This window comes from Thiomicrorhabdus sp. (genome assembly GCF_963662555.1).
GTDB lineage: Bacteria > Pseudomonadota > Gammaproteobacteria > Thiomicrospirales > Thiomicrospiraceae > Thiomicrorhabdus.
This window is the reverse complement of record NZ_OY759719.1, coordinates 1,189,127-1,205,685: the sequence shown is the minus strand read 5'-3', so window position 1 is coordinate 1,205,685 and position 16,559 is coordinate 1,189,127. Positions and strand designations below refer to the sequence as shown.

Below are 16,559 nucleotides of genomic sequence, written 5' to 3'. Positions count from 1 at the left end.
CTTTTAAATTTTTACGGCAATTTATTGCTATATTGTGTTGCCGTATTTTACAGCGTATTCAGCTCATGCCAAATATTCAAATAACTAAAATACAACACCCATTTTTGAGGTCGATTTTCTATCTGTTTAAACAACTCTCCATAACGAGCAAGTTGTGGTTGGTATTTTTCAGTTTGATGTTTTAAAAACACGTCGGTTTGTTCACTGTCATTTACGCTGGTTTTATAATCCACAATCCAACGTACACCCTCTCGATCAACAAAGGTTCTATCCACAATATGATTGGCAATCACGCCATCATCAATTGATGTGAGCGGATATTCTGTAGCCGATTCAGCATGACTATCTTTCAATGCCCACAGCAGCTTAGTATTTTGTAAACCATTTTGAATAGATTGTTTTACTCTGCGAATTGCTTCAGGTAAATCAACCTCTGGCAAACCTTGTTGTAATAGCCATAGCTCATAAACGGGCAAGCGATTTTCTAACGTATCACTTGTCCAATTTTCAACACCTTCAGTCACCATTTGCTCAAAGATGGCATGAACTAAGTTACCTACCGTTGTATTTAATACCGCGTTTTGTTGGCTAAATACCAGGCCTGGTAAATTGCTTTGATCTTCATTATTTAGGTCTTCATTATTTGTCTCTTCACTATCACTCACTAAAGGAATAGATTGACTGGCCAATTTACGATTCACTAAAGCACTAAAATCATTCTCCGATTTTGGAACAAAATCTGCAAAACCTGATCGCTCAACAGGTAAGCGGCTCACTTTTGGCCAGATTTCTTGCTGATCAACTTGTTGCTCCTCCACAGGTTCATACTGTTTAGCGAGTGCCATAAAATCAGTTTTTACAAACGGCCATAAACTCTGTAACAAACTGTCTTTATTGGGATTAATAATAATCTCATCGCTGGCGAGTTGTTTTTCCGTTGGCTGATATTTCACCTGCCCCAAAAGATGCAAATGCTGTTTGGCACGAGTTGCGGCAACATAAAGCAATCGCCCTAACTCATAACCCTGCTTTTCAGATTCAAAGGTTTTTAATAAATTACGTAAACCTGAAGTAGCTTGGCCTTTTTGATCAATTGGAGCAATCACCAACTGCTCTTCACCGGCATCACTCAAGAACTGAAACCATGAAACTAACGCCGCATCATCACCACGTGGCTTTTTACCCAGGCCTGGTAAAATCACCGTATCAAATTCCAAACCTTTAGATTTATGCATGGTCATCAGTTCAATGGTTTGGCTTTCGGGCGAAGAATCTGGTCGAGCAAATAAGCTTTCAACCTGTTTCTCGAGTTGTTGTAAATCAATCACCGGTGAATCACTGTTTGCCAAGGTTTGGCAAAAGACATCCACGTTCTCTAAAGCCACAACATTTTCAACCGTTTGTGCACCATCCAATTGCAACCAGGTTTCACGAACTAAGGTGGAAAAACCAACGCTGCCTAAACGTTTTAAGGCATTTTCTAATACTGGAATCGCTTGTTGTAATCGCGTTTTTCCTATCTCAGAAAGCTCTGGTAAGTTGTTAAAACACCAATCTTTGTGCGAATCTTTGTGCGAATTTTTGTTGTTAGGTTTTGCACAGCGGCCACGCTCAATCGCTGCCCAAACCGTTTGGTATGGCATGTCACCAATCAGCGTATAAATATCGGTTAAATTAAGCCCCACTAAAGGTGAACGTAATAAGGCAATCCATGCGGCTCTGTCTGCTAAATGTAATAAAGCACGGCTTAAGGCCAAAACATCCTGAACTTCTTGGCGATCTGCAAGGTTCTCTAAATCAACCGCTCTAAAACCAATTTGATGCTGCTTTAACAATTGGGCAATGCCCATTAAGCTTGAGCGAGAACGACCGAGAATGGCGATTTTATGTTTTTTACGGAATGATTCTTTTTGATTGGCATCAAGCTGACTTTCGGCTTGAGCAAAATCATTTAAACGATTTTGAATAATCTGTAAAACTTCCTGAGCTTCTTGCTCTGCAGATTGATTTAATTGCCAGTGAGCAGTTACCGCAGGAGAATCATCTTTAGAGTTCTCTTTAAAAAAGGCGATGGAATCCGAATAAGTTACTGCCCCTTTTTCAATCGCATTCTCTTTAGGCAAGACCTGTTTAAAGGCCTGGTTAACCCAATTGACTACGCCCGCAGATGAACGGAAGTTAACTTGTAAATTAAGCTGTTTTAAAGTGACATTACCAATCGTGCCTTGCCAGGCTTTTAAGAAGTTACCGACTTCCGCTTCACGAAAGCGGTAGATAGACTGCATGGGATCGCCCACCAAAAACAGCGTGCGACCATCATCGACCTGCCAGCCTGCAATCAATTGCTTAAGCAATTTAAACTGTTCACTACTGGTATCTTGAAACTCATCCACCAATAGATGTTGAATTTGGTAATCAAGCTGTTGAGCCAAATCGGTTGGTTCTAGTTCACTACCCAAAGCTTGGCTAGCAGCTTGGGCGATTTCAATGTAATCGGCTTGGCCACTCTGCTGAAAGACCAGTTTTAAAAAAGCCGCACTCATGGTCAATAACTGAATTAACCACTGTAAATCTTGCCATTGGCTGTCGCTGTAGTCAGGCTCTGGCAAATCTCGTAATGTGACCAGGGCTGGCAAAATTTTAGAATCGTTTGCTACCGCAATACGCACCTGATCTAAAACATCAGCAAACCGTTCTTTATTCTCTTGTGCCTCACCTTTTCCAGGCGGAAAGCCTTCATTTTTAGTTAAACGTTTACGGACACTTTTACCATCTTTGGTTAATATCCAATCGGCCAAAACTCGCCACTTTTCAGTTTCAGAGCTGTCTTCAGCAATTGGCCAAGCACCGCATAAAACCGCTAATTGCGGTTGGTCATTTTGCACCGCATAATCGGCAATTTGGCAAATCTCTTCAAATGCAGGTTTTAGGTAATATAAAGCCTTAAACTGTTCGGTCAGTAGTTTACTTACAATCTCTTCAATCGCGGCTTCCAATACCTCTCGTGCTTCATCACCTTGGTACTGTAATAAGGTACGCATCCATTGATCACGTTTGGCTAACATGCCAATCAGTAGGTTTTCAGCTCGATTAAAGCGACCATTTACCAAACGTAATAATCGCCCGACTGGTTCTTCAAGTTCGGGCATTTTTAACACTTGGCGAACCGCTTCTTGATAAGCAGGCGTGGCATCTTGTAACAGTTGCGATTGCCCGCCCATCTTAGAGAGCAGCGGCATTTGGCCGACTAAATAACTATTTAAACCGTCAATGGTTTTAATGCGTAAACGGTTGGGATTCTCTAATAAAGACCATTGCTGTTGAGCATCTCGTTGCAAAGCTTTTTGGGCTAATTGCCAAGTGTTTCTTTCAACAATACTCGCATTTTCTGGCAACGGTTTTTTACCCGTCATTAATGCCTCAATAATACGTTCACGCATCTCAGCGGCGGCTTTTTTGGTAAAGGTCATGGCAACAATTTTTTCTGGCGAATCGACTTGCGACAATAACGCTAAAAACCGCTGAGCGAGCAATGAGGTTTTACCCGAACCCGCTGGAGCTTGCACAATATAGGAGTAATGCGGATGGATACCTTTAAAACGTGCTTCACCATCTGACAGTTGGCTATCTAACTCTAAGTTAAATTCTGTTTTAAGCCATTCAATCGGATTCATAGAAGAATCAAAGTTTGAATTTATCAGGCCTGGTTGACTGTGTTGACCTGGATTATCTACTTTAGCGGTTTCGTGAGCGAATAAATCATTTTGTTGCATTACTCTACTCCCCCATCAAAATCATCATAAATTGACTCAATATCTTGGCGTTGTTGCATGACCTCAGGGAGTCGTAAAGCTAACTTTCCAGCCGCATACTCTATATCTTGAGGTTTTTTAAATGTCATTTGTGCTTGGCCTTGCTGAATTTGTTGGGCGAGTTCTAAGACTTGTTGTTTTAAATGGTCTAAAAAATCAGGCCAAGTGGTTTCAAAATAGTCACCACCCTCTTTTTCTGCCATTTTGGCAAACACTTGAATACTTCGACTTTTAGATAAAAGCACCTCTTCATGTTCAACAATCGCACTGATTTTTACCCCTTCATCCGAATGTAATAAGGCGTAACCGATACCACTAATATCTTGCTTTATTGCCAACAAGTAAACCGCTAACTGCGGTGCTTCTAGCGGTGTATTTAATAGACTGTTAATTGAAGCTTTACCGGTTTTATAATCCAAAATAACGGCTTGTCCATCCACTTCATCAACACGGTCAATAATGATTTTAAATTGAATACCCGCTAAGGTAATAAAATGCTCTTGCTCGGTTTCTATTACCGTAAAACTGCTGCGTTTAGATTCTTCATCTAACCATTGCAAACAAAGCTCTAGCACCCTGGCCTGCTCAACTTCCAAAATCCCTTTTGCCAAACTATCATGCAAGGTTTCAAATGCGCTTTGAATGTGTGAGTTTAGTCGCTCAATTAATTGCTCAGGGCTTAAACTCAACATGGCCACCTGGGTTTTGGTCTCTAGCCAAAAATGCTCTAATACCTGGTGAATCAACGTGCCTTGATTGGTGTTTTGTAAGCTATCTTCAACCTGTTGCAAACCGTATTTGGCACCGAGTCGATAATCTACATAGGCCATTAATGGGCACTGACTTTGAGCCTGTAAAATACCCGTTCCACCCGGGGCAATCGTGCCCTCTGGAATTTCTGCACCTTGGGCATCTAATTCCCATAACAAACCATTTTCTGGCTTACGCAGGGTTAGCATTGCTTCTGCAAGCGTTTGATAGGATTTTGCTTGATAAGCCCGCACACTATGATTTGCTTGCTCCGCTTTGGGCAAAATAGAGCTGGGTAGTAATAATGCCTCGCAAGTTTGCTGTGGATAACTCCAAATAACTTTATTTGCCGAGTTCACTAAACGCTGACTGATTTTTTGTGCGTAAACCAATTCACGGTTAGCATCGCTTCTAGGCAAGCCGTGCTGGCGTTGCAGATACATGGGAATAAAGGGATTAGGGTTTGGCATTCGTGGCCAAGCCTCATTGGTTAAACCCATTATCCACAAGGCATCAAAACTTTGGCCACCCGCTTCTAACATCCCCATAACTTGAATCGGTTGATGACCCACGCTTTGCGATTGATGAACTTGTTCGGTTAAAAAACGTTTCAGTAAACTGAGCCATTTTGAATAGGATTGTTTACCCCCAATTTCAGTTAACTTAGCAAACTGGGTTAGGCTATTTTCAAAGGCGGTTTTTTGCTGATATTCATCCGAATTAAGGGTTCGGTTTCCCGGCCATCCTAAGCTTTCTAGAAGTTGCCAGGCCTGGTCGATAAACTCTTTTAAAGACACCGACGTGTTAGCTTGCTCATTTTGAATTTTTAACCAATTTTGCATGGCGGTTTTTAATGCATTGGGTAACCCCATCGCCGCTTTTGTTTCTAGCAGTTTTGGCCATTGAATATTGGCCCATTGCAAACGTCTAAATTGCGCATCCGCTTGTTGCCTTAAAGCAAAATCGCCGAGAGTATAAGCCGATATTAACCACTGGCTCCAGACCTGGTAAGTGACACTTTTGGTTGGTTGAAAAAACAGGCTTAAGGTTTGCCAGGCGTTTTCGATAAGAGGTTGAGAAAACAGCGGCTCACCTAAAGAGAGGTTGTAGAGTTTTGATTTTATAGCTAAATAATCACCGCTTTGGGTCTGTAACTTACCGAGCCCTTGTAAAAAAAGCTGTTCATCTAAACATTGAATGAGAGAGGTTTTATATTCACCAATATTGGGAGCGACAATCGCGACTCGAATCTGCTCAAGCGGTTTTGATTTTAATTGCTCTGCCACCTCATGAATTGCCCAAGATACGGCTTGTTCAGCTTCATCAAAGGCATCTCGTGCGGGATAAAACTCTATGGACTTGGTTAAGCTATCTAAGTCTTCTAAGCTTTGTTGACTATCAATATTATCTTGATAAACCTCACAACCTAAGCTTTTGACCGCGGATTGCCATTGAACAATATTAGGTGATAAATCATCAAAACCATGTAACTGAAATTGTTGCGGTAAACGCTGAGCACCAATTTGTGAATCGGTTAACCAACTCAATCTCTGTTGAGCCAGTAAAGCTTCATCTTGCCAGTTCTTGGATTTAAGGTGATTTAAGTATTTTTGTAAAACTTTTTTAAAAAGCTCGGCTTCATCCGATAAAAAGCCTTGGCTATGCCAATCTTCTGGTAACCATTCGGCGGTTAATACCCAGGCCTGGTAAAGTTGTTTTGCGGTGGTATGTATATTTAATAACGCTATCGGTTTTAAGCTACCATTGTTACCATTGTTACTAGTATTATCGTCATCATTGATTTGCTGACGATGATCCAACTCTTGTTGCAGTAGACTTTCCCACAACCATTGTGCTTCAAAGCTATTAAGCACCTTTTTAGGTAAGTCCGTTGCCGACAATTCACCTGTTAATAAAGCCGCTGTTTGCCATTCTTGCCACCACTGCCCTAAAGTCATAACCTTGGGTGTTTGCACCACGTTTTGCTGTGCATTAAGAATCGCTTGTTGCTTAATCTCAGCGGTTAAACGGCTATTGGCGGTAATGTGAATAATTGGCATATTTTAGTTTCACTAGTCTATGGTCTGGAGCCCATGGGTAATAAGGCTTTTATTTTTGTAAAAATTCTATCCATTGTCGGCCGTGGGTTTTTAATACTTTTTTGGCCTCGTTGGTTTTTGGGTAGTGTTGCTCCACCAAATCCCAAAACGCTTTTGAATGATTAGCATGAATTAAGTGCGCTAACTCATGCACCACCACATAATCGACTACCCACTCCGGAGCTTGTAATAAGCGCCAATTAAACTGAATGCGGCCATCAGAGTAACAACTTCCCCAGCGAGATTTATAACCTTTAACGGTTAAAGAACGATAGTTTACTCCCATGAGCTGTGCATAAAAATCTAATTTGGGAAGCAAATATTGATGGGCTTTTTCTTTAAAGGTCAATTCAATTATTTGACAACAAATATCCGCTTTTTTATGTTCATCTAGCGTACCATCAAATACAATTTTGGCTAGTTGACTATCATCACAAAAATGCATTTTTGCTGGTAATGACTTTGAAAACTTTTCACCTTCATCCAGCTGCCAATGACACAAGTATGTTTTACCAAAAAAAGTAATAACATCGCCTTGTTGGCCACTAAATGCTGGAGCGGTAAATTCTGATAATTGCTGAATACGGCGAAGTAGCCATTGATGATTGGCTTTTAAAATACGGCTTAGTTGATTAGGTCTAATGGCTTTGGGCACTTCTAATAACAACTGCCCTTGTTTCTGTTTAATGGCAATGGATTTTCTTCTTGCCGACAAAACAATAGGCAAGCTGTAATCACCAAACTGATATTCATCTGGCAGACCTGGCGATACCGAGTTTTTAAGTGATTTAAGCGTAAACATTTTTTAGGTTTTGCCTGTTACTTATACTTTTATTTAGAGACCTTTAAAACAAAAAACGCCCTGAAAGTAATCAGAGCGTTTTTGAAATTAACCCACAATTTGCACATTAAGCTGCTTCAAGGCCTGCCATGGTTTTATAAGCCCAAGAGTTGGCATTCATGTATGCTGAAGAGACCATCATAATATCAATATTTCTGTCGTCCATCTCGTCGTTACCTTGTTCTAAAGAACATATAACAAACAACGCTCTCCCCATGTCGCCAGAGTGGTCAACTAAAGCGCTCTTTACTTCTTTTGATAAAGGCAGTTGTTCAACAATATCAGCCATAGAGGTTTTTAAGAAAGCATTAAGTGTTGAAAACATACCCGTCATAAAATAACGATCTTTGTCAGCATCTCGACCTTGTTTGGCTGCCAAAACTTCCATAAATTTAGCTCTGACTAATGCTGTAGTTAATAACTCTTTTGGCACATCATTTACATCTGACATGACCATCATATTTACCCAAAATTTAAGACGTTTTAAACCCATAAAGTTCACAGCATCTTTTAAGGTTTCAACCACCTGAGGAATATGATTACTTGGGTGATTAATGGCACTTAATAGCTTATGAGTTAAGCCAACATCAGAACCTATCGTTTGTACAATTTTATTGAATTCAATTTCTGAGTCATTCACTTCGGCTAATAATTTGAGCATGGCTAGTCTACTGCCTGACAGCTCTTTTTGACCGGAAATGATAGGGTTAGTGAAGAAATATCCTTGATAAAGATCAGCATCAGTATTGGCATAGTCTACAAACTCTTCTTCTGTTTCTAAACCAGTAATAACGGTTTTAATTTGTTGAAGTTTCAGTGCACTAATAATCTTTTTTACTTCTTCAGCAGTAAAATTCTTAGCATCTAACTTAACTGTTTTAGCAATGGTTAATAGTTTTTTAAAGTCATCACTATCTTCATAACCCAATATAGCAACCTTGGCACCCGATTTTATAAGCTCTTTTAAAGCCTCTAAAACGGTTTTATTATGTAAAACAGATAAACCGACTTCTACGGTTAGTTTTGAAAAATCACCAATTTTTGGTAGCAAGTCTAATGAGAGCACTTCAACTGGAGCTCTATAAAATATCGGTTTATTAGACGTCAAAGCCGTCATGCCATCTTGTTCAGCAATATCTTTACAAAACGCTTTCATAACTTTTTCCCATTCAACCGTTGATGGATCAACATCGTTCACCAGTTCTAAAGATAAATGATATCCGTATAACGCTTGTTTAGAATCTAGTACAGGTTGTTTATTTAAGAAAAGTTGTGCTTGCATTGAGTATTTCCTTGTTAAAACGACTTATCAAATTCATCTGTCACATTCATATTAATGCGGTATATGATTCTGCTTTATCGCTCTTTTAGCTTTCAAATCGCTTTTTGGGCCGTCTAAATTAAATGACTTAATTACCCATCATTATAGGAAGATTCTGAAAAAGGAAAAGAGACAATTCTAAAAAATACTAATGATTTACTGATAATTTAATGCTCAATCTTTAAAATCAACAACATAGCTAGCAAAATCATTTTTATTGGTGTTGAGGTCTCATTTATACTATGCCGATGACAAATCAAAAACCAAACCTTAATCTAGACACCAATCCAGATGTTAATCCAGATGTTAATCCAGATGTTAATCCAGATGCGAAGCAGCACTTTTCAATTCAATGTGCTCTAGAACAGACTGCTTTGGATTTACTGGCAGAAAAAACTGGCCTGGCAAAACAGCAGCTTAAACAGTATGCACAGCAAGGTGCGGTTTGGATTCAACGTCAACCTAATAGCAAACCAGAACGTTTACGCCGTTTAAAAAAAATGATTTTACCAGGCCAGGTAATTGAGTTTTACTATTACCCTGACTTACTCAATGAAACACCAGCAACACCTATCTTAATTGCAGATTTCATTGAATATTCTGTGTGGTTAAAACCCAGAGGAATGTTATCACAAGGTTCTAAATGGGCTGATCATACCGCCTTATATCGTTGGGTTGAACAAAATTACCAACCTGAAAATAACGGCCAAAAGCAAATTCGCCAGGCCTGGATAGTACATCGTTTAGACAGAGCAACCCAAGGTTTGATGCTACTGGCACACACTAAAAAAATGGCTGCCAAGTTGAGTCATCTTTTTGAAACTGACCAAGTTCATAAAAGCTATCAAGCCAATGTTTGGGGTTGTTACCCAGAGAATACTCAAACCATCAACATTGAGATTGATGGGAAACATGCAGTAAGTCATGTTTTAAGATTACAGTACGATAAATTGCAAGACTGTTCCCGAGTTCAAATAGACATTGAAACCGGGCGTAAACATCAAATTCGTCGTCATCTATCAGAGACAGGATTTCCGATTATTGGTGATCGGCTTTATGGTGATGAAACTAAAGACCAACAACTTAAAAGCAGGCCAGACCTCCAACTCACTGCTTTCAAACTTCATTTTAAATGCCCAATAACCGGTGAACCTCGGCATTTTAAACTTGAGGAATCTCAACTTGATCTGCTCAACTTGATTTACTCACCCTCAATTAACCAGGCCTGGTAATGAAAAGAGCCATTCAACTTCCTATTAAAGGTACTTTTTATTACAGTGCTTTTTTTGCGATGCAAGATGACTTAATCTCAACAAACACAGAACTTACATTCAAATTAGAGCCTGACAACATTCATGACATGAATGCGATTCAAATCTGGTTACCCTCAAGTAATCAACCTGAAGCGTTGGGTTTATTACTGGGTTATGTCCCCAAAAGCCTCTCTAAAAAAATAAGTGGCTTGCTCTCTAATCACTTAGTGACGAATATATACATTGTGCACATTGCTCAACAAGGCAAACACATAGAGATTGATTGTCAAATCACCATTGACCAGGCATGGTTACCTTATTTTAGGCTACTTATTCAAAGTAAAATCATCTCAAAATGGTATGCATTAAAAAGAGCGAGAAATCACTGGCTTGCTAATCACTTTAAACAGCTATAACGCAACCGTAAATTATTGATACAATCAAACGCAATTCAAGAAAACATCATTTAAAGACGACACTATTAAAGACGACCCTATGACTGATATGCAAACACTACAAAACTGTGCTGAACAACTCAACCAATCAGAAGACTTTCAAGTTCTTAATAAATTAATCGCTAAAACGGAATTTAACCCACCCACGGCTGAGTCAACCCACAAAGTTTGTATTATTGATACAGAAACTACTGGCCTAGATACTGATGTGTGCGAGATTATTGAGCTGGGTTACCAAATTATTGAATTTGATTCGCACGGCAACTTTTATAAAGTGCTGAGTGCCAAAAACTATTTAAATGAACCTGATGGAGAAATCACCGCAGAAGTCACGCAAGTAACTGGTTTAACCATGGACGATGTAAAAGGCCATAAAATACCTTGGCAAGAAGTTGAAGCAGAAATAAGCCAAGTACAGCTTTGCGTTGCACACAATGCTGGCTTTGACCGCCCGGTAGTTGAACGTTATAGCGATATTTTTATTAATAAAATCTGGGGCTGTTCTGTTGCCCAAATTGATTGGCTAAAACAAGCTCATGTGGGATCAAGAAGCCAAGAATTTTTATGTTGGAAAGTAGGCCAATTTTTCTATGGTGCTCACCGAGCTTTGGATGATGTTCAGGCCTTAACACAATTACTTTCATGCCCTATCTCTGAAAATAAAGTACCCGCTTTTAGCTTTTTATTAGAGGCTGTACGTCAAAGTAAATCATTAGTTAAAGCAACGGGAGCTCCATTTGATATTAAAGATGATTTACGCTCTCGTGGCTACCGTTGGAATGTGGGTGAACGCGTTTGGCAAAAAGTGCTTGATGACTCTAAGCTACAAGACGAGTTAGCGTGGTTAATTGAGCATCAAACGCCAAATCCAAATGTGATTAAACTCAAAGCGACTGACAGCTTTTCAATTAGAGCACGTTAACGTAACAACAACGCTCGCAATACTCGCAAATAATAGAAGATTGACTTAATACAATAATTTTTACCAGGCCTGTATATGACATTAAACCCAACCCCTGAGCTTTTAAATAGTCTATTTTGGATTACGCTTTTTGCTGTTGTGGTCTCTTCTGCATCAGGAGTGCTAAAAGCTGGATTCCGTCAGTTTGATTTGTTTGGTGTGATTATTATTGGTATTACTACCGGTTTAGGCGGTGGTTCACTTAGAGATATGTTACTAGGCAAACAGGTTTTTTGGATTGTCAATGAAGCCTTTTTTATTGCCTCTTTAAGCAGTGCTATTTTGATGTTTATTTTGGCCAGAAACATCACAATAAATCCACGATTTTTTCTTATTCCAGATGCCGCAGGTTTAGCCACTTTTAGTGTGGCAGGAACCTTAGCCTCTCTTATGTTGGGTGCACCTTGGTTTGTTGCCGCTTTTATGGGAGTTATGACGGGTATTATGGGAGGGATTTTTCGTGACATTTTATGTAACACCTCACCCATCGTTTTTCAAAGCCCACTTTATGGAACCGTATCTTGGATAGGGTCGCTGTTTTTTATTGGCTTACTCTATATTGATATTAATGCGAGTGTGGCAGCGATCGTGACAGGTATCGTTATTTTTATTAGCCGTTTATTAGCATTATATTACGATATTAGTTTGCCTACATTTCGCTTTAAGTCTTAAAAAATAAGATTGAAATATCGTGAATGATATATCTAGATTGAATTATTTTGTATAAAATATCTACTTAGACGCAACGTCGTGTTAATTCTTGATTAACCAAGCCTGGTTAATAGCATTTTCAAACGAACTCCACCATAACCACCTACAACTTACTATCTCAATTAAACGTTTATGGTAGCTTTTGTAATTGAATGAAACCAAGAGGTAACACTATCCAATGAATAATCTACAGACCTTAATGCCGCTATATGTATTAAAAGTAAAAGGAGAGCATGGGCTAGTGTTTAAAACAAAACACCCATCAACGATCTATTTACAACAGGTAGGCGAAGAATTGATTAACAGGCCCAAAAGTCATTACCATGAGTATGAAATCCACCCAAGTGATCACTCAAACTCAGAAATGACACAGGCCGAAATTTTATTGCATCCAGTATTTGACTAACCTTAGAAACATAATTTAAAAAAGCATATATTAAAAACATATGTTAAAAAACATAGCCTAGTTACTAAAGTTAACCCTTAGTGCTTTACTTAGTGCTTTACTTAGTGCTTTACCTCAAACACCTTTGAAACACCCTCACCTCTATAATCAGAAGCCGCTTGCCAACCTTGCTGAGTTTTTAAAATAAGTTGCACGTCACCCATATAATTATTCTTTTTAAGTGTATAACCCATAGTTTGTAATTCATCTTTTACCAGGCCTGGTAAATCCGGATTATAAGCAATTTGGTTTTTAGGTAATAACTGATGATGAACTCTAGGAGCATCGACCGCTTGCTGTGCACTCATACCTTCTGTTACCACGTTAATAATGGTTTGAAACACTGAAGTAATAATGGTTGATCCGCCAGGTGTGCCCACCACCATCTCAATTTGGTTGTCTTTTAAAACAATCGTTGGCGACATGGAAGAAAGCATACGTTTTTCTGGTGCTATGGCATTAGCAGCTCCACCAACCACGCCAAACACATTAGCAACACCAGGCTTGGTACTAAAGTCATCCATTTCATCATTCATTAAAAACCCAGCTCCTTTTATCACCACACCGCTACCAAATGGCATATTTAACGTATAGGTGTTAGAAACCGCATTACCATTGGCATCCACAATATTAAAATGCGTGGTTTCTGGGCTCTCAATTTTGCCTGGCTTAATCTTTTCGGATTCTGAAATTTCATCTAGCAACACGTCTTTGCTTCGCTGTTTAATATATGCATCAGAAATCAATTGCTTGACCGGCACATCAATGAAATCAGAATCTCCCAAATAGTGGGCTCTGTCTGCATACACTCGTTTTTCTAGCTCGGCATAAAAGTGAGTTTTAACGGCTAATTCTGATATGCCCTCTTTTTTAGCTTTTTGAATTTCTTGATTTAATTTAGGCTCAAGCAGTGCCTGCATTTTTAATAGTTGCACAATGGCAATACCGCCTGAGCTTGGTGGTGGAGCTGAGATAATGGTTCTGTTTTTCCATTGTCCCATTACAGGCTGACGCCACTTAGCTTGATAATGGGCTAAATCATCCAGGGTAATTAAGCCGCCATTGGCCTGCATTTGGTTTACCAATAATTTAGCCGTTTGCCCGCTGTAAAACTCTTTTACTCCAAGTTGAGCAATCCGTTTTAAAGTTTGTGCCAGCTCTGGTTGTTTTAAAATTTGTCCAGTTTTTAAACCTGAAAAATAATTACTAAAATTCAGTTCGACGGGTGATTTATCTGAAATCCAATCTTTAAACCATTTAGCCCGTGACTCTAACTGTGGTGAAACCTCAAAACCTTGCTGAGCAAGATTGATCGCAGGTTGTAATAAAGCTTGCCAAGGCAATGAGCCAAAACGTTGATGGGCCTGCCAAAATCCCATTACTGTACCTGGCACACCAGAAGCTTTGTACCCCACTAAAGACTGGTAAGGAATCACTTGCTGGTTGTTATCCAAATACATATTTTGGGTAGCGGCTTTGGGGGCTTTTTCACGATAATCTAAAAAATGTACGGCTGATGAACTTAGGTTTTGTTGAGATGCCTGGCTGTCTTGACTAGATCCTGTTTTACCACCATTTGTTGCTGAAAAATGATCTTTAAGTGTTGGAGAGTACAATGTCATAAACCCACCGCCACCAATATTGCCTGCTTCTGGATAAGTTACGGCCAAAACAAAAGCCGCTGCTACCGAAGCATCTACCGCGTTACCACCTTGTTGCAAAACGTCTTGAGCTACCTGGGCACTGTATTTATCAGGCATGGCAACCGCAGCTTGAGTTTCTGTCGCTGCTATACAAGAATTTGAAAAATTAACTAAAAAAACAAATGACAAAAGCCATAAAAAATTCGCTAATTTTGTCTTAAAAAACAACATAGGTTTCCTTGAAATAAGAGGTTAATAAGAGATTAATAAGATGTTATTGCAATAAATTTAAACGCGGAATCGGTGCATTCATGGTAGCAGCAATCGCAAGTACTAACTCTTTTTCTACTGCATTGATTTGACCATCATACTCAATTGACAATACAAGAGCCTCTACAATTTTCTGTTTTAATGGCTCTGAACAATAGAGCAATTTTTCTACCGCTAAACCAAACACTTGTTCTTGATTAAACTCTTTGCCTGATTGTTGATTGTCAATATCAATGCGTTGAAGGTTATACAACTCTAAATGTTTAATCGCTTTGTTAAAGGCTAAATCCATAGTAATTTGTTGATTATGTTTAGAGGCTTCGTTATGTCCGTAATGCACCACAGAAGATAAAATAATTTGTAGCTCCATAGCAACCTGTTGAGCTTTTTTATAACGTACTTTATTGGCCTTAACTAACCCAAAATTTACATCAAGATAACGGCTAACCAATTGAAATATACTCTGTTCAAAGATAGTCTGTTGGCCATCCCAATCAATCACTTTTTGTAGCAATGTTTTAAACTCAAGATATTGTGATTTAGATAAAGTTTTTAAGGCTGGCATAGCCAACTCAACCAAAGGCAACTTATTAACCAGGTTGGTAGATTCAAGCAATTTTTGCTGTTGTTCTAGTAGAGTCAGTAAACCTTTAGCTGAGTTGTTTTCAAGTATTTTTTGCCACTCTATTTGCGGTGTTTTTACTTCAGGATCAGATTTATCATCTGCCGCTAAAACAACCAATACTAACGCCATGGCTTCCATTGGATCTTGAGCTTTTTCTACTAAGGTTTTCAGTGTGTCTTGAGCTTGTGCATTAAGATGTTCAACCATAACCCCGGCTGCCATCAACATAGCCAAAGGTTGCGATAAAGGCTGAGGTAAACTCTCTTGCAAACGTTCTAGACCAGAAGCTGATTTTTCTGTTTGTGATGCCTCACTTTCATTTTGCATTGGTTCTTGGGGCGGTAAGGGTTTTAAATATTCACCATTCCAATTAGGTTCAATACGCTGAATACGCATCTCTATAGGCGGATGAGTGGCAAACAAAAATGCTAAACTCGTGTGAAACGCTTGACCAAAAAACATATGAGACACTGCATGCACATCGGTGTTTTTTAGACGGGAACTCTCGGTTAGACCTCCAATCACTTTTAAAGCACTGGCAATGGCGTCTGGGTCACGGGTAAATTGAACAGAAGAAGCATCTGCCAAAAACTCTCGCTGGCGACTAACAGCTGCTTGAATCATATTGCCAAATAAGATACCAAACCAACCAATAATCCGCAGAGCAATCCCTGCTAAAACAATAGCGCCATTGCCTTTCCCCCTTCGTGACGAACGGTTTCGGTTTGATGAAGTTAAGATACGCCCTAATAAAGCAATAAATTCAATTCCATAGAGCAGCATGATTATGCGTAAATTCAATCGCATATCGCCATTTAAAATATGGCTAAACTCATGCCCTACCACACCCTGCAATTGTGAACGCGTTAATTTATCAATACAGCCTTGGGTTAAACCAATTACCGCATCTTGTGGCGTTTGTCCTGCTGCAAAGGCATTAATTGCTGATTCTTTACGCAAGACAAACACTTCTGGAACAGGCATTCCAGAAGCGATAGCCATCTCTTCAACCACATTTAACGCTTTACGCTCATTTAATTCTTTACTATTGGGCGATAACTTAACTCCCCCCAATGAAGCGGCAATAACAGAACCGCCTTTTGAAAGCGCACGAGCTTTAATCAAAGAACTAATTAAAGCTCCCCCCATCACGAAAGTACCCACCCAAAATAAGGTAGGTAAATTACGTTGATCAAATATGCTGCCCCCAAAATGGTTAAGCATAATAGGGTCACCAGTAAACATAGGTACAACAAACATTAATACCAATGTACTTAAAAAGGTGAGCACCAAAAGAACCAAAATATAAAGTAGCACTAAATATTTAGTTTTCTTTCTAGCGTTTTCTTGGGCAGAGTAAAAGTTCATAGGAC

Annotated in this window: 11 protein-coding genes; 5 read left to right on the top strand and 6 right to left on the bottom strand. The window is 39.2% G+C overall.

Annotated elements, in window-relative coordinates; translation table 11 throughout:
- Nucleotides 1-47: 47 nt before the first annotated feature.
- From ACORJQ_RS05160 to ACORJQ_RS05145, 4 genes are all read right to left on the bottom strand, one after another.
- Nucleotides 48-3,773, bottom strand: coding sequence for a UvrD-helicase domain-containing protein (locus ACORJQ_RS05160; protein ID WP_321326595.1), 3,726 nt, complete (start codon nt 3,771-3,773; stop codon nt 48-50).
- Nucleotides 3,773-6,622, bottom strand: a complete 2,850-nt coding sequence (locus ACORJQ_RS05155; RefSeq protein ID WP_321326593.1) for a PD-(D/E)XK nuclease family protein — start codon at nt 6,620-6,622, stop codon at nt 3,773-3,775. Before ACORJQ_RS05155 ends, ACORJQ_RS05160 begins: the two co-directional genes overlap by 1 nt.
- A gap of 49 nt (nt 6,623-6,671) precedes the next feature.
- Entirely contained in the window at nt 6,672-7,463 is a 792-nt protein-coding gene (locus tag ACORJQ_RS05150) for a M48 family metallopeptidase (RefSeq protein WP_321326591.1), read from the bottom strand.
- A gap of 106 nt (nt 7,464-7,569) precedes the next feature.
- Nucleotides 7,570-8,784, bottom strand: coding sequence for an EAL and HDOD domain-containing protein (locus tag ACORJQ_RS05145; protein WP_321326589.1), 1,215 nt, complete (start codon nt 8,782-8,784; stop codon nt 7,570-7,572).
- Nucleotides 8,785-9,065: 281 nt separating this feature from the next.
- Here ACORJQ_RS05145 and ACORJQ_RS05140 point away from each other — a divergent pair, with 281 nt between their 5' ends.
- The 5 genes from ACORJQ_RS05140 (at nt 9,066) to ACORJQ_RS05120 (ending at nt 12,609) form a co-directional block, all read left to right on the top strand.
- A complete protein-coding gene (locus tag ACORJQ_RS05140) occupies nt 9,066-10,055 on the top strand; it encodes an RluA family pseudouridine synthase (RefSeq protein ID WP_321326587.1) in 990 nt (329 codons plus the stop codon).
- Nucleotides 10,055-10,492, top strand: coding sequence for an HIRAN domain-containing protein (locus ACORJQ_RS05135; protein ID WP_321326586.1), 438 nt, complete (start codon nt 10,055-10,057; stop codon nt 10,490-10,492). The genes ACORJQ_RS05140 and ACORJQ_RS05135 overlap by 1 nt, the downstream gene beginning before the upstream one ends.
- 79 nt (nt 10,493-10,571) lie before the next feature.
- The gene (locus ACORJQ_RS05130) at nt 10,572-11,453 is read left to right on the top strand and encodes a 3'-5' exonuclease (RefSeq protein ID WP_321326585.1); all 882 of its coding nucleotides are present in this window, start codon (nt 10,572-10,574) and stop codon (nt 11,451-11,453) included.
- Between the two features lie 75 nt (nt 11,454-11,528).
- The gene (locus tag ACORJQ_RS05125) at nt 11,529-12,164 is read left to right on the top strand and encodes a trimeric intracellular cation channel family protein (RefSeq protein WP_321326584.1); all 636 of its coding nucleotides are present in this window, start codon (nt 11,529-11,531) and stop codon (nt 12,162-12,164) included.
- A 217-nt stretch (nt 12,165-12,381) separates the two neighbouring features.
- Nucleotides 12,382-12,609: a hypothetical protein gene (locus tag ACORJQ_RS05120; protein WP_321326582.1), complete on the top strand. Its 228-nt coding sequence runs from the start codon at nt 12,382-12,384 to the stop codon at nt 12,607-12,609.
- A gap of 101 nt (nt 12,610-12,710) precedes the next feature.
- Here ACORJQ_RS05120 and ggt read toward each other — a convergent pair whose 3' ends face one another.
- Both ggt and ACORJQ_RS05110 read right to left on the bottom strand, forming a co-directional pair.
- Complete coding sequence (gene ggt / locus ACORJQ_RS05115) at nt 12,711-14,522, bottom strand: gamma-glutamyltransferase (RefSeq protein ID WP_321326580.1); 1,812 nt, start codon at nt 14,520-14,522, stop codon at nt 12,711-12,713.
- Nucleotides 14,523-14,565: 43 nt separating this feature from the next.
- Nucleotides 14,566-16,554 (bottom strand): M48 family metallopeptidase, encoded by a 1,989-nt coding sequence (locus ACORJQ_RS05110; RefSeq protein WP_321326578.1) that lies wholly within the window; start codon nt 16,552-16,554, stop codon nt 14,566-14,568.
- Between the last annotated feature and the right edge of the window lie 5 nt (nt 16,555-16,559).